Source organism: Salinibacterium sp. SWN248 (assembly GCF_015864575.1).
In the GTDB taxonomy this organism is placed as follows: domain Bacteria; phylum Actinomycetota; class Actinomycetes; order Actinomycetales; family Microbacteriaceae; genus Rhodoglobus.
In genome coordinates this window covers 63813-88060 of record NZ_JADYWW010000001.1, presented here as the reverse complement: position 1 = coordinate 88060, position 24248 = coordinate 63813, and the positions used below count along the sequence as shown (strand labels likewise).

General features: G+C 63.3%; 23 protein-coding genes. 9 read left to right on the top strand and 14 right to left on the bottom strand.

What is annotated here, in order from left to right:
* Positions 1-5: 5 nt before the first annotated feature.
* From I6E73_RS00430 to I6E73_RS00420, 3 genes are read left to right on the top strand one after another with little or no spacing between them, the layout of a single operon-like run.
* The gene (locus tag I6E73_RS00430) at positions 6-539 is read left to right on the top strand and encodes a type IV toxin-antitoxin system AbiEi family antitoxin domain-containing protein (RefSeq protein WP_197122198.1); all 534 of its coding nucleotides are present in this window, start codon (positions 6-8) and stop codon (positions 537-539) included.
* Entirely contained in the window at positions 536-1477 is a 942-nt protein-coding gene (locus I6E73_RS00425) for a nucleotidyl transferase AbiEii/AbiGii toxin family protein (RefSeq protein WP_197122195.1), read from the top strand. The genes I6E73_RS00430 and I6E73_RS00425 overlap by 4 nt, the downstream gene beginning before the upstream one ends.
* 9 nt (positions 1478-1486) lie before the next feature.
* Positions 1487-2590, top strand: a complete 1104-nt coding sequence (locus tag I6E73_RS00420) for an acyl-CoA dehydrogenase family protein (RefSeq protein WP_197122192.1) — start codon at positions 1487-1489, stop codon at positions 2588-2590.
* Positions 2591-2600: 10 nt separating this feature from the next.
* Here I6E73_RS00420 and I6E73_RS00415 read toward each other — a convergent pair whose 3' ends face one another.
* The 6 genes from I6E73_RS00415 to I6E73_RS00390 form a co-directional block, all read right to left on the bottom strand.
* Positions 2601-2990 (bottom strand): hypothetical protein, encoded by a 390-nt coding sequence (locus I6E73_RS00415; protein WP_197122189.1) that lies wholly within the window; start codon positions 2988-2990, stop codon positions 2601-2603.
* A complete protein-coding gene (locus I6E73_RS00410) occupies positions 2974-3138 on the bottom strand; it encodes a hypothetical protein (protein WP_197122186.1) in 165 nt (54 codons plus the stop codon). The genes I6E73_RS00415 and I6E73_RS00410 overlap by 17 nt, the downstream gene beginning before the upstream one ends.
* 116 nt (positions 3139-3254) lie before the next feature.
* On the bottom strand, positions 3255-3806 hold the full coding sequence (locus I6E73_RS00405; RefSeq protein ID WP_197122183.1) for a hypothetical protein: 552 nt from the start codon (positions 3804-3806) through the stop codon (positions 3255-3257).
* Between the two features lie 61 nt (positions 3807-3867).
* Positions 3868-7242 (bottom strand): thiol reductant ABC exporter subunit CydD, encoded by a 3375-nt coding sequence (cydD, locus tag I6E73_RS00400; RefSeq protein ID WP_197122180.1) that lies wholly within the window; start codon positions 7240-7242, stop codon positions 3868-3870.
* 15 nt (positions 7243-7257) lie between these two features.
* A complete protein-coding gene (gene cydB, locus I6E73_RS00395; RefSeq protein WP_197122165.1) occupies positions 7258-8319 on the bottom strand; it encodes a cytochrome d ubiquinol oxidase subunit II in 1062 nt (353 codons plus the stop codon).
* An 18-nt stretch (positions 8320-8337) separates the two neighbouring features.
* Positions 8338-9936, bottom strand: a complete 1599-nt coding sequence (locus I6E73_RS00390; RefSeq protein WP_197122162.1) for a cytochrome ubiquinol oxidase subunit I — start codon at positions 9934-9936, stop codon at positions 8338-8340.
* A gap of 121 nt (positions 9937-10057) precedes the next feature.
* On the opposite strand from I6E73_RS00390, the gene I6E73_RS00385 reads away from it, so the two are divergent.
* From I6E73_RS00385 to I6E73_RS00370, 4 genes are all read left to right on the top strand, one after another.
* Positions 10058-10420, top strand: a complete 363-nt coding sequence (locus I6E73_RS00385; RefSeq protein ID WP_197122159.1) for a BlaI/MecI/CopY family transcriptional regulator — start codon at positions 10058-10060, stop codon at positions 10418-10420.
* A gap of 2 nt (positions 10421-10422) precedes the next feature.
* The gene (locus I6E73_RS00380; RefSeq protein ID WP_197107013.1) at positions 10423-11259 is read left to right on the top strand and encodes a M56 family metallopeptidase; all 837 of its coding nucleotides are present in this window, start codon (positions 10423-10425) and stop codon (positions 11257-11259) included.
* 143 nt (positions 11260-11402) lie between these two features.
* Positions 11403-11660: a hypothetical protein gene (locus tag I6E73_RS00375; protein WP_197121950.1), complete on the top strand. Its 258-nt coding sequence runs from the start codon at positions 11403-11405 to the stop codon at positions 11658-11660.
* 10 nt (positions 11661-11670) lie between these two features.
* On the top strand, positions 11671-12519 hold the full coding sequence (locus I6E73_RS00370) for an endo alpha-1,4 polygalactosaminidase (RefSeq protein WP_197122156.1): 849 nt from the start codon (positions 11671-11673) through the stop codon (positions 12517-12519).
* Positions 12520-12537: 18 nt separating this feature from the next.
* Here the strand turns inward: I6E73_RS00370 and I6E73_RS00365 are convergent, their stop codons facing one another.
* From I6E73_RS00365 to I6E73_RS00355, 3 genes are all read right to left on the bottom strand, one after another.
* The gene (locus I6E73_RS00365) at positions 12538-13764 is read right to left on the bottom strand and encodes an MFS transporter (RefSeq protein ID WP_307784186.1); all 1227 of its coding nucleotides are present in this window, start codon (positions 13762-13764) and stop codon (positions 12538-12540) included.
* Positions 13765-13876: 112 nt separating this feature from the next.
* Positions 13877-15229, bottom strand: a complete 1353-nt coding sequence (locus I6E73_RS00360) for an alpha-hydroxy acid oxidase (protein ID WP_197122153.1) — start codon at positions 15227-15229, stop codon at positions 13877-13879.
* A gap of 8 nt (positions 15230-15237) precedes the next feature.
* Positions 15238-15888 carry a GntR family transcriptional regulator gene (locus I6E73_RS00355; protein ID WP_197122150.1) on the bottom strand — a complete coding sequence of 217 codons (651 nt, stop codon included), beginning with the start codon at positions 15886-15888 and terminating at the stop codon, positions 15238-15240.
* 119 nt (positions 15889-16007) lie between these two features.
* Here I6E73_RS00355 and I6E73_RS00350 point away from each other — a divergent pair, with 119 nt between their 5' ends.
* Positions 16008-17000, top strand: coding sequence for a Gfo/Idh/MocA family protein (locus tag I6E73_RS00350; protein WP_197122147.1), 993 nt, complete (start codon positions 16008-16010; stop codon positions 16998-17000).
* A gap of 86 nt (positions 17001-17086) precedes the next feature.
* Here I6E73_RS00350 and I6E73_RS00345 read toward each other — a convergent pair whose 3' ends face one another.
* The 4 genes from I6E73_RS00345 to rhaI form a co-directional block, all read right to left on the bottom strand.
* Complete coding sequence (locus I6E73_RS00345; RefSeq protein ID WP_197122144.1) at positions 17087-18484, bottom strand: rhamnulokinase family protein; 1398 nt, start codon at positions 18482-18484, stop codon at positions 17087-17089.
* Positions 18481-20517: a bifunctional aldolase/short-chain dehydrogenase gene (locus I6E73_RS00340; protein ID WP_197122141.1), complete on the bottom strand. Its 2037-nt coding sequence runs from the start codon at positions 20515-20517 to the stop codon at positions 18481-18483. The genes I6E73_RS00345 and I6E73_RS00340 overlap by 4 nt, the downstream gene beginning before the upstream one ends.
* A 76-nt stretch (positions 20518-20593) precedes the next feature.
* Positions 20594-21355: a DeoR/GlpR family DNA-binding transcription regulator gene (locus tag I6E73_RS00335; RefSeq protein WP_197122139.1), complete on the bottom strand. Its 762-nt coding sequence runs from the start codon at positions 21353-21355 to the stop codon at positions 20594-20596.
* 66 nt (positions 21356-21421) lie between these two features.
* Positions 21422-22588 carry an L-rhamnose isomerase gene (gene rhaI / locus I6E73_RS00330; protein ID WP_197122136.1) on the bottom strand — a complete coding sequence of 389 codons (1167 nt, stop codon included), beginning with the start codon at positions 22586-22588 and terminating at the stop codon, positions 21422-21424.
* 210 nt (positions 22589-22798) lie between these two features.
* Between rhaI and I6E73_RS00325 the strand changes: the two genes are divergently transcribed.
* A complete protein-coding gene (locus tag I6E73_RS00325; RefSeq protein WP_197122133.1) occupies positions 22799-23821 on the top strand; it encodes a LacI family DNA-binding transcriptional regulator in 1023 nt (340 codons plus the stop codon).
* On the opposite strand, the gene I6E73_RS00320 is transcribed toward I6E73_RS00325, so the two are convergent.
* Positions 23818-24156, bottom strand: coding sequence for an L-rhamnose mutarotase (locus I6E73_RS00320; RefSeq protein ID WP_197122130.1), 339 nt, complete (start codon positions 24154-24156; stop codon positions 23818-23820). The two genes, I6E73_RS00325 and I6E73_RS00320, sit on opposite strands and share 4 nt — an antisense overlap.
* Positions 24157-24248: the final 92 nt, after the last annotated feature.

Sequence of the window (24248 nt, the reverse complement as noted above, 5' to 3'; positions counted from 1 at the left end):
GAACCATGACCTTGCGAACAGAGCTCTGGCCAATCGCTACAACGCAGTACGGATTCGTGACCACTCAGGATGCACGAGAGCTGGGTTTCTCGGCTGTGGAGCTGGCCAAGTTGGCATCACGAGAAAAGCTGGAACGCGTCTCGCACGGGCTCTACCGGTTCCCTGAGCTGCCTCACACTGAACGCGATGACTACATGCGTGCTGTGCTCGCCACCGGTGCTCCCGACGCGATCCTGTCGCACGACACGGCCTTGCTGGTGCACGACCTCTGCGATATCAATCCCGACATCATCCACGTCAACATCGGGAAGACGCGAGTGCGCCGCAACATTGCCGGTGTGCAACTCCATAGCGACCACCTCTCCCCACGCGAACGAAGTTGGTGGGAGGGAATCCCCGTAGTCACGGTGCTCGCGGCAATCGAACAAGGAATTGAGACAAAGGTTCCCCGGCATCTTCTGCATCAGGCAATCGAGACCGCGCGCGCACGCGGGCAGCTGACCGCGGAAGAGCTGATCGAGCTAGAGAGCAACCTGTGAAGAGCACCTTCGAAGGGTTGCCGCCGCGTGACGCCCTGCCCAAGAACACAGCGGCTCTCAATTCGTTTCTTAATGCGGCTGCGAAAAAGACCGATCAGGCGGTTGACCGTCTTGGCTGGCTCGCTGGCTCCGTGATCGTGATGGCGGTGCTGCAAAGGGCTCTGGGCGCCGATGGTCGCCCAGAATTTCTGATCAAGGGTGGCGCTTATCTCGAACATCGTCTTGAAATTGGTGCGCGTGCGACAAAGGACGTGGACACTGTCTACCGGGGTGCGATAGCGGACTTCGAGTCCGCACTCGATTCAGTCCTCGCGGAGCCGTGGGAGCCGTTCGAGTTGACCCGAACTGAGATTGAGACAGTTGAGAACGCACGCACGACTAACAAGCCTCGGCGGTTTCACATCCAACTTAAGATCCGCGGACAGGTGTTCCGCAAAATCAAAGTTGAAGTGTCATTTTCCGAAGGCAAGATTGGGGAGGGCGACGAGCGTTTTACGGCTCCCGACCTCAGCGCTTTGGATCTAGGTATTCCCGACGAGATTGCGGGAATAACAATGGCCTACCAGGTCGCGCAGAAACTCCACGCCTGCACCGATCCCGATGACCCAACCCCAGAAGGCGGCGGCAAACCATTCTTCAACGACCGGGTTCGCGACGTGGTCGACTTGCTTTTGCTTCGTGACGCCTTCTTTCCCGCCGGTAGTGAACTTTCCACGGTGAAGGCAGCTGCCGAGGACGTTTTTGAAGCGCGCGCGGCTGAAGCGGAGAAACTCGGGTTCACGCCTCGTAGGTGGCCGCCCGAAATCACGACATGGAAAAGTTGGGCAGAAGGATGGCAGAAGCCGGCCGATCAAGCCGCGATCAAGGCGAGCCTCGAAGAGGCTCTGGCTACGCTCAACGAGTGGGTTAAAGAGATAGAGCAGGCCGCGGCGCGGTAGCGTGAACCCATGACGGTACTCACCCCAGCACTGCTCAATCGCATCCGCTCGCGCGCCGAACGCTACGATCGCGAGAACATCTTCTTCACCGAAGACCTGCAAGAGTTGCGTGCCGTCGGCTACCTGAAGCCGCGCAGTCTGCGTGAGCTGTCGGATGACCAGCGCCTGCTCGCCGCATACGCTCCCGCCACGGCACTCGCCATCAACATGCACCTCGTGTGGATCGGCGTCGCCTGGGCTCTGCGCGAACGCGGCGACTCGAGCCTCGACTGGCTGTTGGCGGATGCCGAAGCCGGCGAAGTCTTCGCCTTCGGGTTGAGCGAACCCGGCAACGATCTCGTCATGGGGGACTCCCTCACCACCGCCGAAACCGTCGAGGGCGGTTACGCGTTCACGGGCACCAAGATCTTCACCTCACTCTCTCCGGCGTGGACCCAGCTGGGCCTCTTCGGCAAGCACACCGCCGACGATGGCACCGAAACCCTCGTGCATGGTTTCATCTCTCGCGATGAGCCCGGCTGGTGTTCGCTCGGCGACTGGGACACCCTCGGCATGCGCGCCACCCAAAGCCATACGACGGTGTTGGATGGCGCCTTCGTTCCCGCGAATCGCGTCGCCCGCGTGCTGCCCGTCGGCCCCAACGCCGATCCGTTCATCTTCGCGGTGTTCGCCAACTTCTTGCCGCTCATCGCCTCCGTCTATGCGGGCCTCGCCGACCGCGCCCTCGAGCTCGGGGTCGAAGCACTGCAGCAGCGCAGCTCGGCCATCAGCGGAGAGGCGTACTCCGAGCATCCGGATCTGCGCTGGCGCATGGCGGATGCCGCCCTTGCGCTCGATGCGATCGAACCCCAGCTGCACAGCATCGTCGATGACGTTGATGGACTCGTGGATCACGGGGCTGGGTGGTTCCGCAAGCTGACCGGGGTGAAGCACCGCAGCATCGAAACCGCACGCCACGTCGTCGACCAGGTCATGCGCTCAGCCGGGGGAGGAGCCTTCCGCAGCACGAGCGAACTCTCGCGCCTGCAACGTGATGTACTCGCCGGCATTTACCACCCCTCGAACCCGGAATCGGTGTACAAGACGGTCGCTAGCGACCTGTTTGGGAGTTAGGCGCGAGGGCTCAGGGGATGTAGCTATCGGGCGCGTAGCCCGCGGTGATGACGAGAAGCTGACCTTGAACTTCGGAACTTAGCTCGGTGGTGAACGGAGTCCAGAACGAACCTGCGATGTACTCTCGCGGCGTTGTTCCTAGCTCGCTGGAGAGCTCGTCGGGTGTCATCCCGTCCGGTGGCCTCACCGAGATTAGAGACCAGCATCCGCCCGAGGCGCACTTTTCGTCGACCGCAACGATCTCACTTCCCTGAGGGAGGGCGATCGAGGAAGTCGGCGGAACTTCCCACTCTGAAATGGCAACGGTCAGATATGCGAGACGCAGCAAATACACGATCACGAATGCAGTGACGACGACGCTTACGCCGATCCACATCCCTTTTTTACGAGTTATGCTCATGAGGCTTGACCGTACCATGGCCAACCGATGCGTTGTCGGTGTCGAGTACGAGGCCGAAGACCCCTGAAGTAACGAGGAGCCCGGCCGCGAGAATGATGATCGCCAGAACAGTCACGAGAACCACGAGAGGTTGCGTCCTGCGTTTCATGCTGCTCTCCTTCCCGCGTTTTTCATGACGGCTGTGACTAGTAGATGGAGCGACTATGGCACGTGTAAGCGAGCTCTTCGCCGAAGAGGGCGGAGAGTAGCCGCCCGTCGAGAGTGCTAGCCGCCGTTGATCGCGATACTCACCCAGCCCACGAGCGCAAGAACGATAGCGACGCCGCCGAGCGAGATCGCGATACTCGGACGCTTGCCCAGAACCAGGTAGTACAGCGCAGTCGCGATCGGGGCGGTCCACGCTCCCGCCGCGATCATGAACATGCCCAGGAACACGGGAGTGTCAAGGTTGAAAATGAGCCCCGTCACCAAGACCGCGAGACCGGGCACGATCCCGACGAGCGGACTTAGCGCGATGAATAGCGCGATGGGGAGTGCTCGAGCGGGAACCCGTGTGCTCAGCCACAACCACAATGGCACGCCGAACAGGGCCGCTACCGGGAGGCCCACTGAAGTGGCGCGGGCGAAAGCGTGCAGCAACTCCGAGCCAGTCGAGCCGTAATAGGGAGTTCCCAACACTACGAGCGCAGTGCCCAGAGCCAATGCCACCGCAACGCAGCCGAGGATGGCGGCGATGTCCTTGATATTTCGGTGCGGGTGGGTGTTCGCTGGGATCGGAACACTATCGGTGCGCTGTTCAGGTGCCGATGTCGTCACTGGTCCCCATCCCGTCGAGCCCCTCGAGCCACCTCTAAATGTGACTCGTCCTCACTCGAGGTTACAACGAAGCAACCTGCTCGCGCACCCCGAGTCGCAAGCTCACATCGTCGTCGCGACGCTCATCATCGTGATGGCTCACGAGCACCACGATCTTGTCGGCGAGAGCTGTGCGCAGGTCGGTGATGAGCTGCTCGGCGCTCGCGGCATCCAAGTGGGCGGTCGGCTCATCGAGCAGCACGACATCTGCCCGCGTGAGCAGGGTGCGGGCAACGGCCAAGCGCTGACGCTCACCGCCCGACAGGCTTTCGCCCGCTGAGCCCACTCGAGTGTCGAGGCCGCGGTCGAGCGAATCGAAGAGCGGGCCAAGACCCACCTGGCGCAGCACTGCAATGAGCTCCTGCTCGGTCGGCTGATCGTCGTGGGCGCGACCCAACAGCAGGTTCGCACGAATCGTTGAATCGAAGAGGTGCGACTCCTGCGGACACCACGTCACCGCCGCGCGCAATTGCTCGGGCGAGAGCTCGCGCGCATCCACCCCATTGAGGCTCCACGAACCTGCGGCCGCCGGAAGGTAGCCGAGCAGCGCCGCCAACAACGTCGACTTGCCCGCGCCCGACGGACCCTCCACGACAAGCCACTCGCCGCGCTCAACCCGAGCGGTCGCGCCCGAGAACGCCAGCGTCGGGCTCGAAGGCCAGCGGATGTCGAGCTCACTCAGTTCGAGAACAGTCACGTCACCGAGTGGTCGGTCTGCGCTCGCGGCTCCGGCCTGCGCTCGGTTACTGCGGCGCGTTCCCGCAGCAGCGCCGCCGGAAGCAGCACCGCCAGCACGATCCGCACGCTCAACCCCCGCCGTAACCCCGCGCACCTTCGCCAGCGCGGCACTCAGCGCCGGCCACTGCTGCACGGAGTCGACGAACGCGATGAGGGAATCGACGAGACCGATGGGGATGAGCACGAGCACCGCGACGATGCCGATCGGGAGGGTGCCGGCGATAACGGCGGGCGCGGCGACGGGCAGCATCGCGACGGCGGTCACCGAGCAGGCGAGCACGACGACGGCGTTGCCGATTCCGAGGGCGCGGGCGCTGCGGCGGGAGAGTGCTCCGGCTTCGGCGTCGATGTGATCGAGGCGGGCGAGCATCCGCCCACCAACACCGTTGGCGCGCAGGTCAGCCGCGGCACCGGTCATGGCGGCGAAGGCGCGCACGACGCGCGACTGCACTTCGGCGATGCCGTTGGCGGCCGAGCGGTCCACGATCACGGCAATGATGGGCGCCGCCACGAGCCCGACGGCGAGACCGGCGAGCAGCACGGGAACCGCGGGAGCGTGCAGCAGGCCGACCGCAATGAGCGCGGCGAGCGAGGTGCCCAAGGCAACGGCGGGCGGCAGCACGACGCGGGGAACGAGATCGCGCACCCGGTCAGAGGCCGCAACGAGGTAATCGAGGGCGACTCCGCCATTGGCGAGAGCGCGCGAGCCCAGAGCGCGAGCACCCAGACCGTTCCAGAGGGCAACCCGCAGCTCGATGACCGAACCGAGCACAGCGCGGTGGGTGGCGAGGCGTTCGGCGTAGCGTAGCGCCGCGCGACCGATTCCGAAGAACCGCACGCCCACAATGGCGACGAGCAAGAACATGATCGGCGGCTGCTCGCTGGCCCGTACAATCAACCAGCCCGAGAGGGCGGTGAGGGAGAGAGCGAAGAGGCTTGCGCCGGTGCCGAGAGCGATCGCTCCGACGAGGGTTCCGAGGGTGGGGCGCACAAACTCGAGCAGGCTGGCGAGAGTCGCGCGGGTGGTTCGCGGCGCGTCGAGAGCGTCAACATCCACGTCGCCGTCAACGGTCAGCGGGTCAATGCGAGCCTCGACAGCGCGGGTCCCGCCCGAAGCGCCCACTGCAACAACCTGATCGGCCAACGCGGCGATTCCCGTTTCGTGCGAAGCAACCAGCACGGTGACGGGGCGACCGCGCAGCTCAGCAATCGTGGCTTCAACGCGGGCAGCGGATGCCGGATCCAAGTGAGCGGTCGGCTCATCGAGCAGCAACAGGGTGGCGCCCGCTTCGACGCGCAGCAGTCCGCGCGCGACGGCAATGCGGCGCAACTCGCCGGGGCTTACCTGGCGAGGGTCGGCATCCGCGACACCGGTGAGGCCGAGGTCGAGCAGCACCGACTTGATCGCTTTCTCGTCGCTGCTGTACAGGCGAAGTTCGTCGAGCACGGTGTCAGCAACGGTGTGCGGATGCTGCGGAACCCACGCCACGCGGGAAACGTCGATGCCCCACACACTGCCGCCGCTGGGCTCGCGATTGCCCGCGAGCACCTCGAGAACACTGGATTTTCCGCTGCCGCTTGGTCCGTCCAGAGCGGTGATGGTGCCGGGGGCGGCGCGAAAGCTGAGCTCGTCGACCGCGGGAACGGCACGACCCTCATACGCGATCGTGAGGTTCACGACCCGGAAACCACCAGCACTTTGGCGGTGCTCCCGAGCGCGCGGCGCATCGATGATCGCGCGGGCGCGGCGCAGAGCGGTGAGTCCATTCTCGGAGGAGTGGAACGCGGCACCCAACTCGCGGAAGGGTGCGAAACACTCGGGCGCGAGCACGAGAGCGATGAGGCCGACGGTGAGGGAGAGCTGACCATCCACGAGTCGAACGCCGACGAAAACAGCAACGACCGCGACCGAAATGGTGGCGATAAGTTCAAGAACGAGAGCGGAGAGAAATGCAGTGCGCAGGGTCTCCATCGTCTTGGTGCGGTTCTCGGCGGAGATCGATCGCAGCGCCTTCGACTGCTCGCCGACGCGACCAAGGCCAACGAGAACCGGAAGGCCGCGGGCCAATTCAACCAAATGATCCGAGAGGCGTTCGAGGCTTGCGCTGGCGGCATCAGCACGCTCCCGAGTGTGCCCGCCCACAAGAATCATGAACACCGGCACAAGCGGAACGGTTAACACGATGATGAGCGCGCTCACCCAGTCGACCGAGAGGATGCGGGCGCCAATCAACAGCGGAACCGTTGCGGTCGTGACGATCGCCGGCAGCACCACGCGAAAGTAGTTGTCGAGCTCGTCGAGCCCCACGGTCGCAATCGCGGTGCTCGCGCCCGAGCGGGCGTCGGAGCCGGTGAGTACTCGCTCCGCGAGTTCGTGGCGCAGAGACTCCTTGGCGCCTAACGCGGCGCGGGTCGCGAAACTCTCTGTAGCCCAGGCGGTAGCCGCGCGGAGAAGGCCGGCTGCAATACCCAGAACGATCGCAAATTGCCAGGCTGCGGCATCCGCTTCGATAACGCCGACGACACCGCGAGCGACAGCCTCGGCCATAAGCACGAGGGCCAACCCCTTGAGGGAAGCCAGCAAACCCAGCCCGAACAGTGTGTGCACACCGCCCGGGCCGAAGCCTGCCGCAAGTCGTTCCTGGAGTTTGGCTCTCATGCCCTCCATCGTGCCCTAGCTAGCTGAAGACGAGGAGGCGCTGGCTGACGAAGCGGGGGCAACCGCGGGCTTCACGATGTGAGCCTCGGGGATGTGCTTGTCGCTCAGGCGATTGCGGAACACCCAGTAGGTCCAGCCCTGGTAGACGAACACCAGCGGCAGCCCAAACGCGGTCACGACGCTCATCACGCCGAGCGTATATTCGCCACTCGCCGCGTTGGAAATCGTCAGGTTGAACGCGGGGTCAATCGTCGACGGCAGCACCACCGGGTAGACCGCGGCGAAGATGGATGACGCACCAGCGACCAAGAACGCTGCGATACCCACGAAGGCCCAGCCTTCACGCCCGGCTCGCGCACTGATCCAGCCGAAGACGACCGCAACCACCGCGACAACCACGAGCGCCCACGTGATGAGAGTGCCGTTCTGGAACTGAATGATCAGCACCCACGCCACGATCGGTAGCAGAGCAACGGGGCTCCAGCGCACGACGAACTTGCGGGCACGAACGCGCACGTCGCCATCGGTCTTGAGTCCGAGGAAGACGGAAGCGTGCACGAGCGCAAAGCCGACCACCGCGAGTCCGCCGAGGACGGCATAGGGAGTGAACCAAGCGAAGGCACCGCCGACGCGGTCACCGTTGGCGTCGATCGGCAGGCCCGTGGTGGTCAGCGCGAGCGCTGCACCGATGCCGAAAGCGGAACCGAGCGAGCCGAGCCCGAGAGCGCGATCCCACCACATGCGCCACTTGTCGGTGGAACCCTTGCCGCGGTATTCAATGGCAACCGCGCGGAAGATCAGGCTCACAAGCACGATCGTCAACGGGATGTAGAGCGCCGAGAAGAGGGATGCATACCAAAACGGGAATGCAGCAAACGTGGCGGCTCCGGCCGTGATGAGCCAGACCTCGTTGCCGTCCCAGACCGGGCCGATGGCATTGAGCATGAGGCGACGTTCGCGGTCTTTGCGGGTGCTGAAGAGCAACAGCATGCCGACACCGAGGTCGAAGCCTTCGAGAAGGAGGTAGCCGATCCACAAAGCGGCGATCGCGATAAACCAGAGTGTAGGAAGATCCATGAGTAGCTGCCCTTCTGCTTAGTAGGCGAACGCGAGAACGTCGTCGCGCTTGTCTGGTTTGTTGGGATCGTCTGGGTCGCTGCCATCGCCGCTGTCGCCTTCGGGATGCCCGAGCTCGGGCATCGCTGAGGCAACGCCACCGCGCACGTACTTGATGAGCAGCTTGACCTCGAAGACCAGCAGGAAGGCGTAGACGAGAGCGAGCGTCGCGAGCGAGAAGATGATCTCTTCGCCACTGACTCCGGGGGAGACGGCAGCCGCGGTGAACATGTACACGCCGTCAACTCCGCCGGGCGTGGGGTTGGGCACGACCACGAAGGGCTGGCGGCCCATTTCGGTGAAGACCCAGCCGGCGATGTTGGCGCCGAAGGGGGCGGCAATGCTGAGCAGAGCGGTTCCCATGAGGAACTTGGACTGCGGAACGGTTCCCTTGCGAACAATCCACAGGGTCAGGGCGGCAAACGCTGCCGCGAGCATTCCGAAGCCGATCATCAGACGGAAGCCCCAGTAGGTGACCTCCATGATGGGCAGGTAGTTGATCTCCTGGCCGGCACGCTCGCCGTACAGCGGGTCATCCGGCAGGTTGGTGCCGTAGAGCGCCTGGTACTCGGGGATGAGCGTGTTTACGCCCTTGATATTGGTGTCGAAGTCACCGTGAGCCAAGAAAGACAGGATGCCGGGGATCTCGATGATCGCGACAACATCTTCACAGTTCTCAGAACCCAAGTTTCCGATCGACAGCACCGAGAAGCTTGTGCCATCGTGGCAGGCACCCTCGGCTGCGGCCATCTTGAGCGGCTGCTGTTCGAACATGAGCTTGGCCTGCAAGTCGCCCGTGATCGCGACTCCGCCGAATCCGATGATCGCGATGACCGCAGCGACGCGGATGCTCGTGAGCCAGACCGAGTGGTCCTTGCGATCGCGGCCCGGGATGCTGAGGTTCTCGCCGATGACGACACGGCCCGTGGCATCCACGGTGTCGATGTTGTCGCGACGACGCTGCCAGAGCTGGTACCAGGAGATGCCGACGACGAAGCCCGCGCCGACAGCGATCGCACCGGTGACGGTGTGCGCGTAGGCGGTGAGGGCGGTGTTGTTGGTGAGCACGGCCCAGATGTCGGTCATGACGGGGCGACCGTCGATGAGCTCAACACCAACCGGGTGCTGCATCCACGAGTTGGCCACGATGATGAAGAAGGCGGAGACGACGGAACCGGCAACGGCGATCCAGAGGGTCGCGAGGTGAAGCCTCTTGCCGAGACGATCCCAGCCGAAGATCCAGAGTCCGAGGAAGACGGATTCGAAGAAGAAGGCGAGCAGTCCCTCCATGGCGAGAGGGGCACCGAAGACGTCACCGACGTAGCGGGAGTACTCGCTCCAGGCCATGCCGAATTGGAACTCCTGAACGAGGCCGGTGGCCACACCCATGATGAAGTTGATGAGGTATAACTTGCCCCAGAACTTGGTCATGCGCAGCCACTTCTCGTCGCCCGTGCGCACCCACTGGGTTTGCATGAGCGCCACGACAGGGCCGAGGCCGAGCGTGAGCGGAACCATGATGAAGTGGTAGACGGTGGTGATTCCGAATTGCCATCTGGCGATTTCTAGGGGATCCACTCCGGACCTTTCTGCTGCTGCTGCTGTGTGACGGCGCTCTAGTTCTACATTCTGTAGAACTGCTGTGGATACATTTCTACACCCTCGTAGAAATTATTTCTACTTAGGGTAGAATTGGCTCATGAATTCCCTTGGTGAACTCGAACGCAGCGTGATGGACCTGCTGTGGGCGAATAGCGAAAGCCTCTCGGCCTACGACCTGCAGGCCGCACTCGCATCCCCTGAATCGTCGGGCCGCGAGCTCGCTGCCACGACGGTGCTCACCGTTCTTTCCCGTCTCGAAAAGAAAAACTTCGTGGTGCGTGAACGAGAGGTGCGCCCCCACCGCTACCGCGCCGCCTCTGTTCGTGCTGAACACATGGCCGACCTCATGCACGAAGTGCTGGGCGGGGCCAACGACCGCACCGCTGTTCTTGAGCGCTTCGTCGGGCAGGTCACGAACGAAGAAGCCGAAACCCTCCGCCGCATTCTCGCCGGACGCTAGCCGTGGTAGCCGCCGCGATCACGCTCGGCCTCATCGCAATCCTGCTGGCGTGGCCTCTGCCCGCACTGCTGGCCGGAGCAACCTGGGCCTACCGTCGCCCCACCCTCGGTCTGCTGGTGTGGCAACTTGTCGCGCTCGTCGGTGGTTTCAGCATGATCGTCTCACTCGTGCTGCTCGGTGCGGCGACTTTCGCAACCGACCTTCCGGATGCCGCAACCGGCATGTGGCGCTTCGTCACCCACAACGAACTCCCCGAAGGCTCCTCGGTGTGGTCGTTACTCGCCCTCTCGGGAGCTCTCTTCCTCACCGCGCACCTGCTGCTCAATCTCCTCGTCACCGTCGTCTACGCGGAGCGTGAACGCGCGCGGCACTCCCAACTCATCACCCTGCTGAGCGAACCGATGTCTGATCGCCCCGGCACGCGAGTCATCAACACCCCCGCTCCCGTCGCGTACTGCCTCCCCGGCGCACTCACCTCCATCACTGTGCTGAGCGCTGGGCTGCTGCAATTGCTCGACGAAGAAGAACTTCAAGCGGTCATCGAGCATGAACGTGCCCATGTTCGTCTGCGCCACGACATCGTGCTGATTTTCTTCACCGCGTGGAAAGTCTCCCTGCCGTGGTTGCCGACCGCCCGCAACGCCTCCCGCGAAGTCGCCCTCTTGCTCGAAATGCACGCCGATGACAACGCCCTCGTGCACGTCGGCCGTGGCAGCCTCGCCCGCGCCATCACGATTGTCTCCGAAGGCGGAGCGCTACCCCAGCGCAGCGAACTCTCCTCAGCAATGCCCGAATCGACGCCTAAAGAGTTGCGCGCTCGACTGCTTCGTCTCGCCTAGAGCGACACAAGCTAGTCCGCCTTAATGACGACTAGATTGGCCCCCATTTGGGGTCTAGCGTTCAAGTAGAGAGAAAGCCTCAGGCTTTCGCTCACGCTACACAGTCGCATTAACCAGGCAGAGCTGAAAGCACGGGGGCAATTATGAACAGGAAAGTATTCGGGTGGGTAGTGGTTCTTCTGGCGAGCCTTACCGCCGCTGCGGCAGCCGCCGTCTGGCTGATCGTGGCCGGCACCGGGCTTGACGTAGCCGCGGGCATCCCGCCGCTTCCGACCCTGGTGTTGGGTCTTTCTGCTCTGCTGGCAATCGTTTCGAGCTTCGCGCTCATTCGGGCAGAGTTGCCACCTCACCGCTCCCACATGCGTGCGACGTACATCTCGCGTCGCACCGGAGCGGCCTAAGCTCGACGGCATGACAGTGCGCGCGCGGCGATCCTTGCTGCCTGCGCTCTGTGTCACGGCCGTGCTCGTCGTGCTGGCCGGATGCTCGGCCTCAGCTCCGCTAACAACTGAGCCCAGCGCCCCTCCCGCCGCTATCGCCTCGCCGGGCCTTTTCGCCGCGGGCGCCATCGCGGATTACCAGCTCGGCGGAGCGTACGAGCCCGACGCTGCCGTCACCGTCGTCGTGCGCGACGCCAGCGAAGAACCGCTCGCCGGCGCCTATTCCATTTGTTACCTCAACGGTTTCCAGTCGCAACCGGGGGAGTCGTGGCCGAGCGACCTGCTGCTGCACGATGCCGAAGGTGACCCGGTTATCGATGCGAACTGGCCGGATGAAACGCTGCTCGACATCCGAACCGCCAGCAATCGCGACGCTATCGCCGAGCGGATGGCGTCGCTGATTGAGAGCTGCGCAGGTAAGGATTTCGCAGCAGTCGAGTTCGATAACCTCGACAGCTACACGCGCTCCGACGGGGTTCTTGAGCGCGAGCAGGCGGTGGCAATGGCGACGCTGTTCGTGCAGCTCGGCCACAGCAGCGGACTCGCGGTAGCCCAGAAGAACTCGGCCGAGCTGCTGGGGGAGGCGGCATCCGCCATCGGGTTCGACTTCGCGATCGTGGAGGAGTGCGACCAGTACTCAGAGTGCGGCGACTTCACCGACTTTTATGGGGACGCCGTTATCGACGTCGAGTACACCGATGAGCTGCGACGCCCGTTCACTGAAGTGTGTGCGGATGCCGCGACACCGCCCATCACGATGCTGCGGGATCGCGATCTCACGTCGCCCGGCTCAGCCGAGTACACCTTCGAGCACTGCTGATCGCGCCCCGCGCGTTAGCTAGTCGGTGACCTTTGGTCTGCGCATAAACGCGAGTGGCAGGGTCAGTAGCGAGATTGCGGCTGCGACCAAAACGGCGGGCGGGAATCCGAACGCGGTCGCGAGGGTTCCGACGAGCACGGAGCCGAGCGCTGTTCCGAGATCGAAGCCGATGTTCCACACGGCGCTAGCGGTGCCGTACTGCTTGCGTTGCACGGCGGCGAGCGAGATCACGAGGGTGAGGTTTTGCAGCCCGCCGTAGGCGATGCCAACGAGGGTCATGCCAACGAGGAACAGCAGGATGCCGGTCGCATCTGGGCTCTGCACGGCTTGGGCGATCGCGAGGAGGCCCGCGACCGAAATGACGACGAGCGGCCACAGAAAGCGGTGGGCGCCGTAGCGGTCGGAGAGCCCACCGATGGCCCAGCGCGTGACGGCGGCGCTGAGGGTCAACAGCGCGAGCGCACCGGCTGTTGCTGCCGGCGAGGAGCTCATCTGCGGCGCGAAGGTAAGCAGTGCGCCACCGGCGAGGGTGACACCACTGAGCAACATCATTGGGCGTAGAAGGCTGATGGCGAGCATCCGTCGCCGAGATCTTCCGCCGTCAGTCGACACGATCGGCGTCGAACCGGTGGGCGGCAGAAGGTCGCGTTCGGCGGCCTGCCCACGAAGAATGCGTGCAAGGCGTGGTGCAGAACTGATGCCGAGGAGGGGGAGCGCACCGAGGGCGAAGACGGCCCAAAAGCCGACGGAATCGGCAAGCAGCGTTGCGGTCGGCACGAGCAGAATTTGCGGAATAGCGATCGCAGCACCGTAGATTCCGACGGCGGCACCGTGCTGAGCGCGATCGACGAGGTTTGCCACCACGGTCGAACCTGTGACGGTCAGGATGCCGAAGCCAACCCCGCGCACCGCCGAGATAGTGAGAATCCATGCCAGCTGATCAGAGAGAAGCAGCAGCAGCGGGGGAGCCCCCAGGAGCGCAAGCCCGGCGGCCAGTACGCGCCCAGTGCCGAAATGATCAAGCAGGCGTGGAACAAAGGGTTGCGTCATGACGGTGACGAGCAGCAACAAACCGTTGACGAGACCGGAGCCTGCTTCTGTCGCACCGCCTTGAATGGCCCACAAGGGAGCGACGGGAATCAGCACAACGAAACCCCCGAAGCCTGCCGCCGTCAGCACCAGCAAGGCTGGCATTCCGGGAGCGCGCCAGACAGGCGGAGGGGTATCGAGGGAGTTCTGAGTCACGGTATTCAACCCTATGCCCCGCCGGGTCGTGACTGACTCACGTCAGAAGCCAGACTCGGCGGGGGTAGAGAACTCGCGCGGCAGCCCACCACAACCTGCGGCGCGAGTGGCCTTACTTCTTTACGGCAGCCTTCTTGGTGACGGGCTTCGCTGCGGCCGGAGCCGACGTGGCAGCAGCCGTGCGAGGGGCAGCGCGCTTAGCCGGAACCGCGGCGGCAGCACTCGGCGCGACGGCTCGGGGAGCCAGGCGCTGCAGCTGGGTGACGTGCTTGGGCTCGAGCTCTTCGATGCTGGTGACTTCCAGCAGTTTCATGGTGCGCACGATTTGGCTGGAGAGAATCTCGATCGTGCGGTCGACGCCCTCGCGGCCTCCGGCCATGAGGCCATAGAGGTAGGCACGGCCAATGAGCGTGAACTTGGCGCCGAGCGCCATCGAAGCCACGACATCCGCACCGTTCATGATGCCGGTGTCGACCATCACTTCGACGTCGTTGCCGACCTCGCGGGCGACCTCGGGCAGCAGGTGGAACGGGATGGGCGCGCGGTCGAGCTGGCGGCCACCGTGGTTCGAGAGCAGGATACCGTCAACGCCGAGGTCAGCAAGGCGCTTCGAATCTTCGAGGTTTTGCACTCCCTTGATGACGATCTTGCCCGGCCACATGGCGCGGATGACCTTGAGGTCCTCGTAGTTGATCGACGGATCCATCGCCGAGTTGAGCAGTTCGCCAACGGTGCGACCGCCGGTCGAGGAGAGCGAGGCAAACTCCAGCGGGGGAGTCGTGAGGAAGTCGAACCACCACCACGGGCGGGGGATCGCATTAGCGATCGTGCCGAGCGTCAGCTGCGGCGGGATCGAGAATCCGTTGCGGGTGTCCCGAAGACGGGCGCCGGCGATGGGGGTGTCGACGGTGAACATGAGGGTGTCGTAGCCGGCAGCAGCCGCACGTTCGACGAGTCCGTACGAGATTTCGCGCTCGCGCATGACGTACAGCTGGAACCAATTGCGACCGTTCGGGTTCGCGGCCTTCACGTCTTCAATGGATGTCGTGCCGAGCGTCGAGAGAGTGAACGGGATGCCTGCTGCCGCTGCGGCGCCCGCGCCCGCAATCTCGCCCTCTGTCTGCATGAGGCGCGTGAATCCCGTTGGCGCAATGCCGAAGGGCATCGCGGAGGTGCCGCCCAGAATCTGGGTTGTGGTCGAGACGTTCGAGGCATCGCGCAGGATCGACGGGTGAAACTCGATGTCTTCGAAGGCCTGGCGCGCCCGGCTGAGCGAGATTTCGCCTTCGGCCGAGCCATCCGTGTAGTCGTAGGCGGCCTTGGGGGTGCGGCGCTTAGCGATGCCTTTGAGGTCATAGATCGTGAGCGCGCTGTCGAGGCGACGCTTCTTGCCGTTGAGCTCGGGTGCCTTGAACTTCATGAGCTTCGCGAGCTCTACGGGGTTCGGAAATTGACGCTTAACCATGGTCTGCCTTAGTTGTTGGTGTCGAGGTTGGTGTCGGTGTCGAGGTGGGTGAGGAGGCGATCGCGCGCCCCCAGAATGTGGTCGCGGGTAAGGCGTTCTGCCGTTGCGACATCCCCGGCGGTGATGGCATCGAGGACGCCCTGGTGTTGTTCGGCCACCTCGTGAGCGGTAATGAGTTGGGCGGATTGAACCTGCCCAATGCACAACTCGACTTCGCCCATGAGCAGTTCGTGCAGGCGAGTGAGGCGTGAGCTGGGCTGACCGGCGACGAGCGCGCGGTGGAATTGGATGTCGTGGTGCGCGAAATCATCGGTAGCAGTCAGCGCCCGGTGGGCTGCCAGCGCCTCCGCCGGAATCGCGCCGGCTTCGGCTAGCGCGACCATCGCGGCGGTCTCCACGATGGAACGGGTGTCAAAGAGGTCGAGCACGTCGTCGTAGCTGAGCTCGGGAACGCGCGCGGCCCGGTGGGCTTCGCGACGCAGGATGCCGTCGGCGACCAGGCGGTCGATGGCGATGCGCGCGGTGGGGCGGGCAACGCCGAACCGCAGAGCGACGGCCGACTCCGTGATGGCCGAGCCGGGGGCATCGCGCTGGGTAATGATGTCGGCTCGAAGCTTCTGAGCAACGGTCTCGGGGAGCACTGCAGCGTTCTCAATCATGGTGCGCTCCCTCTTCGTTGACTTGGATTGTCAAACAATCTAACAGAATGTAAGACAAAGCAAAATAGACACCTGTTAGATTGATTTCATATGTTTTCGTGCACAACAAAGGAGATGGCATGACGAAGCAAGTGGCATGGGGAATTCTGGGCACCGGGTGGATCGCGGGCCTGCAAACCAGTGACCTCATTGAGCACGGCCACAACGTCGTTGCGGTGGGATCACGCACTGCGGAATCGGCCGCCAAGTTCGCTGCGGAATACGGCATCCCGACCGCGCACGGCAGCTACGAAGACCTGGTTGCTGACCCGAATGTCGACGCTATCTATGTCGCGACGCCTCATCCCTTCCACGAAGAGCACGCGCTGCTGGCTCTGAACGCCGGCAAGCATGTGCTCGTCGAGAAGGCGTTCACGATGAACGCGGCTCAGGCCGAGAACGTCGTCTCCCGGGCAGCCGAACTGAACCTTGTTGTGCTCGAAGCAATGTGGACGCGCTATCTGCCACACATGGTGCGCATCCGCCAGCTCATCGCCGAGGGCGCGCTCGGAAAGATCCGCAGTGTGATGGCCGACCACAACCAGAACATCTCGATGGATCCGCTGCACCGCCTCAACAACCCGTTGCTTGGCGGCGGAGCGCTGCTCGACCTCGGTATCTACCCCGTGTCATTCACCTACGACATCCTCGGCGCTCCCACGAGCATCGTGGCCGTCGCCACCAAGACAGTGACGGATGTCGACCGCCAGACGTCGATGATCTTCAGCTACGGCACCGAAGCTCAAGCAGTGCTGCAGACAACGCTCGACCTCGCCGGCCCCACACGCGCCGTGATTGTCGGAACCGAAGGCCGCATCGAAATCGACGAGACTTGGTACGCGCCCACGACTTACACGCGCTTCGATGGCGAGGGGAACGTTGTCGAAGAATTCGACGGCAGCGTCACCGGCCGCGGCATGCAATTCCAGGCCGCAGAACTTGAACGACTCGTCGCTGCAGGTGAGATCGCCAACGACATTCTGTCGCCGACCGAGACCATCGAGATCATGCGCACGCTCGACGAGATCCGCCGCCAGATCGGGCTTACCTACCCGATGCTCGACGAAAGCTAGCGCGCGGTAACGCGGTTTAACAACACAGCGCCTGCTGCCGAATCGAACGGTGGCAGGCGCTGTGTTGTTAAACGAAAGCGCGGACCCTAGCGCGAGCGCGGAAGGTAGCGCTTGGGCGAGAACGCGGTGGTGACGAGCGAACGCAACGCCTCCAACGAGCCCTCGACGAAACCTTGGGCGCGCGCCTGAACGAGCACGTTGCCAATCGCCGTGGCTTCCACGGGGCCGGCGAGCACCGGCATTCCACTGCGGTCTGCCACTAGTTGGCAGAGTAACTCGTTCTGCGAGCCACCGCCGACGATGTGGATGACCGACACCGACTTTCCCGAGAGGTCTGATGCCGTGCGTACGGCATCCACAAAAGCAACGCTGAGGCTTTCGATGATGCTGCGCACAAACTCCACGCGCGATTGCGGTGCTGCCACATCGTGTTCGGTGCACCAGGCGGCGATGCGCTCCGGCATGCCGTCGGGGGCGAGAAAGCGTGGGTCGTTGGCGTCAAAGATCGGCACCGCCGTCGTGAGAGCGGATGCCGCAGCCAGCAGTTCGAGAAGGTCGACGCTGGCGTCATCCTGCTGCCATTCGCGTACGCATTCGCTCAGCAGCCACAGGCCCATGACGTTGTGCAGGTAGCGCACCCGTCCGTCGACGCCGCCCTCGTTGGTGAAGTTGGCGGCGCGGCTGGCTTCGGTGAGCACGGGGGAGTTCACCTCAACGCCCACGAGACCCCACGTTCCACAGGAGATGTACGCGAAGTCGTCGTTCGTTGCCGGAACCGCGACGACAGCGGATGCCGTGTCATGCGATCCAACCGCAACCACGTCGGCACGGATGCCAAGTTCGTCGCGCACCGGTCCCAGCGTCGTGCCGGGAGTGACCAACTCAGGGAAGAGGCTGCGGGAGTATCCGAGCTTCTCGATGAGCGCGTCATCCCATTCGCCGGTTGCAATGTTGAGCAATCCCGTGGTCGAGGCGTTGGTCTGCTCGGCAACCTGACGGCCTGTCAACCAGTAGTTGATGAGGTCGGGCACGAGCAAGAAACCATCGGCGTCGGCAAGGTTCTGCTCCGCGGCGAACTGGTACAGCGTATTAAAGGGGAGAAACTGCAACCCGTTGGAGGCATAGAGCTCGGCGTGATCGGCAATCGCGTGCACACGCTCTACTCCTGCCGCCGTGCGATCGTCGCGATAGTGGAAGGGAGGAGCAACCATCTGCCCGCCCGCCATCAACGCATAGTCAACCGCCCACGAGTCCACGCCGATGCTCGACAACTGCGGCTCGTCACGAACTGCAGCCGCCAAACCGGCGAGAACACTCGAGTAGAGCGCATCAATGTCCCAGTGCAAGCCATCGACGCGACGTACTGGCCCGTTGGGAAAACGTGCCACGGGGCGAACCGTGAGCTCGTTGTGACCCACGTGGCCGAGCATGACTCGGCCACTGGTCGCACCCAGATCGACCGCGGCGACAACTTTCGCGTTCATCGGAGGAAGGCCGCCGCAACACCAGCATCAACGGGGATGTGAAGTCCCGTGGTGTGGCTGAGGTCGGGGCCCGTGAGCACCGAGACGGCGTTGGCAACGTTCTCGGGCAGAACCTCACGCTTGAGGATCGTGCGCTGAGCGTAGAACTTGCCGAGGTCTTCTTCTTCAACACCGTAGGTCTTGGCGCGGTTAGCGCCCCAGCCTGCCGCAAAGATTCCCGAACCGCGTACAACGCCATCGGGGTTGATGCCGTTGACCTTCACGCCGTGCTCGCCCAGCTCGACCGCGAGCAGTCGCACCTGGTGAGCCTGGTCAGCCTTCGTGGCCGAGTACGCAATGTTGTTAGGGCCAGCGAAGACCGCGTTCTTCGACGAGATGTAAATGACATCGCCGCCCATGGCCTGCTCGATGAGAACCGGCGCGGTGGCCTTCGAGACCAGGAACGAACCCTTGGCCATGATGTCGTGCTGGAAGTCCCAATCCTGCTCGGTGGTCTCCAGTAGGGGCTTCGAGAGCGAAACGCCCGCATTGTTCACGACGATGTCGATACCGCCGAAAGCGAGGACGGCATCCTGCACCATGCGCTCGATCGCTGCGGCGTCGGTCACGTTGACCTTGAGGCCGATGGCGACATCCGTGTTGCCGATTTCGGCGGCAGCGGCCTGGGCCTTCTCAAGGTCGAGGTCAGCAATGACGACGCAGGCGCCATCCGCTGCGAGGCGAGTAGCGATGGCCTTGCCGATTCCGGATGCTGCGCCCGTCACGAGAGCGACGCGCGTCGCGTGCGACTTGGGCTTCGGCATCCGCTGCAGCTTGGCTTCTTCGAGTGCCCAGTATTCGATGTTGAACTTCTCGGCATCGCTGATGGGCGCATAAGTCGAGAGGGCTTCGGCGCCGCGCATGACGTTGATGGCGTTCACGTAGAACTCGCCAGCCACGCGGGCGGTCTGCTTGTTGGCGCCGTAGCTGAACATGCCGACACCGGGAACGAGAACGATGAGCGGGTCGGCGCCACGGATCTCGGGGGAGTCGTCGGTGGCGTACTTGTCGTAGTACGCGGTGTAGTCCTTGCGGTACTCCTCGTGGAGTTCCTTCAGACGCTCGATGCTCTTCTCGATCGAGGCGTTCGCGGGCAGGTCGAGCAGCAGTGGCTTCACCTTGGTGCGCAAGAAGTGGTCGGGGCAGCTCGTGCCGAGGGCGGCGAGTTTGGGGGCATTGGCGGAGGCCAGGAAGTCGAGAACGACATCCGCGTCGGTGAAGTGGCCGACCATGGGGCGGTCGTGGCTGGCGATGCCGCGGACGGTGGCGGCGAGGGCGGCGGCCTTGGTGCGACGCTCCTCTTCGGGCAGCGCGGCGTTCTTGGCGACGGTGCGACCGAACGGGGCCTTCTTACCCTTAGCCTCGATGAATTCTTCGGCGGTGGTGATGATCCAGAGGCTGTTCGCTTCTGCCTCGTCGCTTGTGTCGCCCCACGCGGTGATGCCGTGACCACCGAGGATGCAGCCGATCGCCTTCGGGTTCTTTGCCTTGATCTCAGCGATGTCGAGTCCGAGCTGGAAGCCGGGGCGGCGCCAGTCAACCCAGACAACCTTGTCGCCGAACGCCTTCTTGGTGAGCTTCTTGCCATCCTTGGCGGTCGCAATGGCGATACCGGAGTCGGGGTGCAAGTGGTCGACGTGCGCAGCATCCACGAGTCCGTGCATGGCGGTGTCGATGGAGGGCGCGGCGCCACCCTTACCGTGAAGCGTGTAGTCGAACGCGGCAACCATTTCATCTTCGCGGTCGATGCCGGGATAAACGTTGGTCATCGAGCGCAGGCGGTCAAGGCGCAGTACAGCGAGGCCAGCTTCCTTCAACGTGCCGAGGTCTCCACCGGAACCCTTGACCCACATGAGTTCGATGGGCTCGCCGGTCACGGGATCCGTTTCGGTGCCCTTGGCCGACGTGTTGCCGCCGGCGTAGTTGGTGACGCGCGGATCGGAACCGAGACGGTTCGAGCGTGCGATGAGTTCAGCTGCAGTGGGGTTTGTCATCCGAGTGTCCTGTGTCGTCGCGTTTGTAAGTATTTGTGAAATCTAACAATAACTTACGCTGGAGCGCAAGGGGGCATCACAGCAACTCAACGTGCTCGCGGTACGCATCGAGACGAGAGTCGCGCGGGTCAAGTTCAGTGATGAGCATGGCCACGTCGCGCAAATTGAAGCTCACAGAGATCGAGCGGTCATCGAGCTTCGACGAATCAACGCAGAGGATCGTTTCGCGCGCAGCACTAGCGAACGCTTGCTTCACTTGGCTCTCCGCCAGCGAAACCTCCGAGCTGCCGAGTACCGGGTCAACGGCGCTCGCCGAGGAGAAAAAACGCGAATACAGAACGGATGCCGCACCCTGGCAGGCGAGGAGCCCCACCAGACTTTCGGTGTTCGGCTCTGATTCGCCGCCGGTCACCATTCCGGTGACGCCGGGAATCGCTCGCAGCACCACAAAGTTTTCGAGGGAGTTGGTCGCCACCGAGAGGCCTTCGCGTTGGCCAAGTGTGCTGGCGATGGTGCCGGTGGTGGTGGAGGCGTCGAGCGCAATCGAGCCCGACTGGGGGATGAGGGCGGCGGCTTTGCTAGCGATGACCTGCTTGGCGCGGGAGCGCACTGCCCGGCGTTCGTCAAAGGGGCGGGGCCCGGCGATAGAGATCGCGCCACCACGTACGCGACGCAGGAGGCCTTCGGCTTCCATGTCGTCGAGGTCGCGCCGAACGGTCATGGCGGAGACCGAGAGTTCGTCTGCGATGTCGTCGAGACGCAGAGCGCCGTCGTGGTTGAGGCGCTCTTGCAGCATCGCTCTGCGTTGTTGTGCGCCCAGGGTGCCGACAGTGGCCATGGTGCTCCTCGGTGTTCGTGTGAGATTTCATGTTACAACCCACGAAATCTCACACCGGGCCGTTAGTTAGGCACCCCATCCAGCCTGAACGCCACCAACGCGCTCTTCTGCGATCTTCTGCTGGTAGCCGGATGCCGCATAGGCAGCCATCGGGTCTGCCGGGAGGTCACGCGACTCGCGCCAAGTAGCAAGGTCAGCACGCACGTCGGTATAGAAGGCATCCATCATGATGGCGTTGGCACCGAGAACGTCGCCCGCCTCTTGAGCTGCGGTCAGAGCATCCGAATCGACGAGCAGCGCACGCGCGGTCATCTCCTGCACGTTGAGCACCGAACGCATCTGGCCGGGCACCTTGTCTTCGACGTTGTGGCACTGGTCGAGCATGAAGGCCACACCGCTGTCGGCGCCGTAGCCGCCGCCGCGAACAACTTCGTACAGGATGCGGAACAACTGGAACGGGTCAGCCGCCCCCACGATGAGGTCGTCATCGGCATAGAAGCGCGAGTTGAAGTCGAACGAACCCAGCTTGCCGAGGCGCAGCAACTGCATCACGATGAACTCGATATTGGTACCCGGCGCGTGGTGGCCGGTGTCGAGGCACACGAGAGCGCGCTCGCCGAGGGCTGCTACTTGGGCGTAGCTGGTTCCCCAGTCCGGAACATCCATGTGGTAAAACGAGGGCTCGAAAAACTTGTACTCGAGCACCATGCGCTGCTCTTCTCCGAGGCGGGCGTAAATCTTCTCGAGCGAGTCAGCGAGACGATCCTGACGCCCGCGGAGGTCGGCCTGGCCCGGGTAGTTGGAGCCGTCGGCGAGCCAGATCTTGAGGTCGCGCGAGCCGGTCTGGTCCATCACATCGATGCACTCGAAGTGATGGTCGATGGCCTTCTGGCGAATCGTGGGGTCGACGTTCGTGAGCGAACCGAACTTGTAGTCGTCCTCTTGGAACGTGTTCGAGTTCACCGTTCCGAGGCCAACGCCGTGGTCCTGCGCGAAAGAGCGCAGGGCGCTGTAGTCCTCGACTTTGTCCCACGGGATGTGCAGGGCAACGGTAGGCGACAGAGCCGTGTACTTGTTGACTTGGGCGGCATCCGCGATTTTCTCTTCTGGAGTGCGGGGAGTGCCGGGGGTGCCGAAAACCTTGAATCGTGTGCCCGAGTTGCCGAAGGCCCATGACGGGAGCTCGATGGCCTGCTCTTCGAGGCGGGGTGCGATTGAGCTGAAGCTGGTCACTGCTGGTCCTTTGTTCTTGCGAAGCGATGACGGGGCACACTCGGGCAGCGAGTGGCTATGTCTCACTCATCAACTCTTCATTGAATCGTTTTAACTGTTCAGATCGAGAATAAGGTCTTGTGTGGGTTTTCGTCAAGGCGGTTCGATTTCGTGCCACTATTGAACGATTCAAAAAGCTAGTCAGCAACGCGGCTGAGAAAGTGGGAGTGCATGAGCGGGGTCAGCGTAAAAGATGTCGCCAGGCATGCGGGAGTGTCGGTGGGCACTGTCTCCAACGTGATGAATCACCCGTCGAAAGTTGCACCAGCAACCGTCACGAAAGTCCAGCATGCGATCGAGGCGCTCGGTTTCGTCCGGAACGACGCGGCCCGGCAACTGCGCGATGGCCACAGCAAGACTGTTGGCCTTGTCGTTCTTGATGTGCGCAACCCCTTCTTTACGGATGTCGCCCGCGGCGCAGAAACGCGGGCAAGTCAAGAAGGCCTCTCGGTCATTCTCGGCAACAGCGATGAAGACCCGGCGCGTGAACAAGCTTATTTAGAACTCTTCGAGCAGCAGCGCTCCCATGGCGTGCTGATTTCGCCGATTGGTGACATTAGCGCGCGTCTCAGGGCACTGCGTGCGCGCGGCATTCCCGCCGTTCTGGTAGACCGGGCAAGCCCCGATCGAAGCTTTAGCTCGGTCACGGTCGATGACGTAGCCGGTGGCCGTATGGCGGTCGAACATCTGATTGCCGAAGGCCGCACTCGCATCGTGTTCGTCGGTGGGCCACTCTCGATCCGCCAGGTCGCTGACCGACTTGAGGGTGCAGAACGTGCAGTGCAGTCGCGAGCGGGTGTTTCTCTCGAGGTAGTCGCGCTCGACTCGCTCAGCGTGATTGCGGGGCGCAAGGCCGGCGCGGCTATTGCTGCCCGCTCTGAGCAACCTGACGCCATCTTTGCGGCGAACGACCTGGTGGCAATGGGAGTGCTGCAAGCGCTGATGCTGCAGGGGTCGAACGTTCGCGTTCCTGAGGACATCGCCCTCATTGGTTACGACGATATCGACTTCGCGTCAGCCGCAGTGGTTCCGCTGTCCTCGATCCGTCAGCCGGCCGGGATGATCGGGCACACTGCGCTTGAGATCCTGCTCGAAGAGGTCGCAGACCCTGATGCTGCTCCGCGTCACGTCGAGTTTCAGCCGGAGCTCGTTGTGCGTCGTTCTACCTCGGCTAGCGCTGTCGACGCTGTCTAGAGCGCGGCGGCGAGCTGGTCTTCGAGGTTGAAAACTTCGGGGAGTGTCGTCGCGACTTGGTCGGGCCGCCCGTCGAGCGCGACAAAGAACTCGGCCATTTCGGCTTCCCACTCGGCCGCGATCTCGCTGCGATCGAGGTAGTCCTGCGACGCTTCTACGGAGTCCGTTTCGTAGTAGCCGATGAGCATTCCGTCTTGGCGCACGAAGAGCGAGTAGTTGCGGCGCCCGGATGCTGCGATCACCTTGAGCATTCGAGGCCAGACCGCGGTGTGGCGCTCGAGGTACTCGTCGAGTCGCTCTGGTCGAACCTGTAATTGGAAGCACACGCGAGTCATTTTGTTCCTTCTGGTAGATCGGTTGGCGCCCTCGGCCGCAGCGGGGCGTGCGGCGCTATCCCGCGAAAAGGCTCGAGGATACCCGCAGTTCC

What these genes read in the sequence shown, in the direction of transcription:
- I6E73_RS00430 (WP_197122198.1), top strand. Translation starts at nt 6, where the DNA reads ATGACCTTGCGAACAGAGCTCTGGCCAATCGCTACAACGCAGTACGGA.
- I6E73_RS00420 (WP_197122192.1), top strand. Translation starts at nt 1,487, where the DNA reads ATGACGGTACTCACCCCAGCACTGCTCAATCGCATCCGCTCGCGCGCC.
- I6E73_RS00415 (WP_197122189.1), bottom strand. Translation starts at nt 2,990, where the DNA reads ATGAGCATAACTCGTAAAAAAGGGATGTGGATCGGCGTAAGCGTCGTC.
- I6E73_RS00410 (WP_197122186.1), bottom strand. Translation starts at nt 3,138, where the DNA reads ATGAAACGCAGGACGCAACCTCTCGTGGTTCTCGTGACTGTTCTGGCG.
- cydD (WP_197122180.1), bottom strand. Translation starts at nt 7,242, where the DNA reads ATGAGAGCCAAACTCCAGGAACGACTTGCGGCAGGCTTCGGCCCGGGC.
- cydB (WP_197122165.1), bottom strand. Translation starts at nt 8,319, where the DNA reads ATGGATCTTCCTACACTCTGGTTTATCGCGATCGCCGCTTTGTGGATC.
- I6E73_RS00385 (WP_197122159.1), top strand. Translation starts at nt 10,058, where the DNA reads ATGAATTCCCTTGGTGAACTCGAACGCAGCGTGATGGACCTGCTGTGG.
- I6E73_RS00375 (WP_197121950.1), top strand. Translation starts at nt 11,403, where the DNA reads ATGAACAGGAAAGTATTCGGGTGGGTAGTGGTTCTTCTGGCGAGCCTT.
- I6E73_RS00370 (WP_197122156.1), top strand. Translation starts at nt 11,671, where the DNA reads ATGACAGTGCGCGCGCGGCGATCCTTGCTGCCTGCGCTCTGTGTCACG.
- I6E73_RS00360 (WP_197122153.1), bottom strand. Translation starts at nt 15,229, where the DNA reads ATGGTTAAGCGTCAATTTCCGAACCCCGTAGAGCTCGCGAAGCTCATG.
- I6E73_RS00355 (WP_197122150.1), bottom strand. Translation starts at nt 15,888, where the DNA reads ATGATTGAGAACGCTGCAGTGCTCCCCGAGACCGTTGCTCAGAAGCTT.
- I6E73_RS00350 (WP_197122147.1), top strand. Translation starts at nt 16,008, where the DNA reads ATGACGAAGCAAGTGGCATGGGGAATTCTGGGCACCGGGTGGATCGCG.
- I6E73_RS00345 (WP_197122144.1), bottom strand. Translation starts at nt 18,484, where the DNA reads ATGAACGCGAAAGTTGTCGCCGCGGTCGATCTGGGTGCGACCAGTGGC.
- I6E73_RS00340 (WP_197122141.1), bottom strand. Translation starts at nt 20,517, where the DNA reads ATGACAAACCCCACTGCAGCTGAACTCATCGCACGCTCGAACCGTCTC.
- I6E73_RS00335 (WP_197122139.1), bottom strand. Translation starts at nt 21,355, where the DNA reads ATGGCCACTGTCGGCACCCTGGGCGCACAACAACGCAGAGCGATGCTG.
- I6E73_RS00325 (WP_197122133.1), top strand. Translation starts at nt 22,799, where the DNA reads ATGAGCGGGGTCAGCGTAAAAGATGTCGCCAGGCATGCGGGAGTGTCG.
- I6E73_RS00320 (WP_197122130.1), bottom strand. Translation starts at nt 24,156, where the DNA reads ATGACTCGCGTGTGCTTCCAATTACAGGTTCGACCAGAGCGACTCGAC.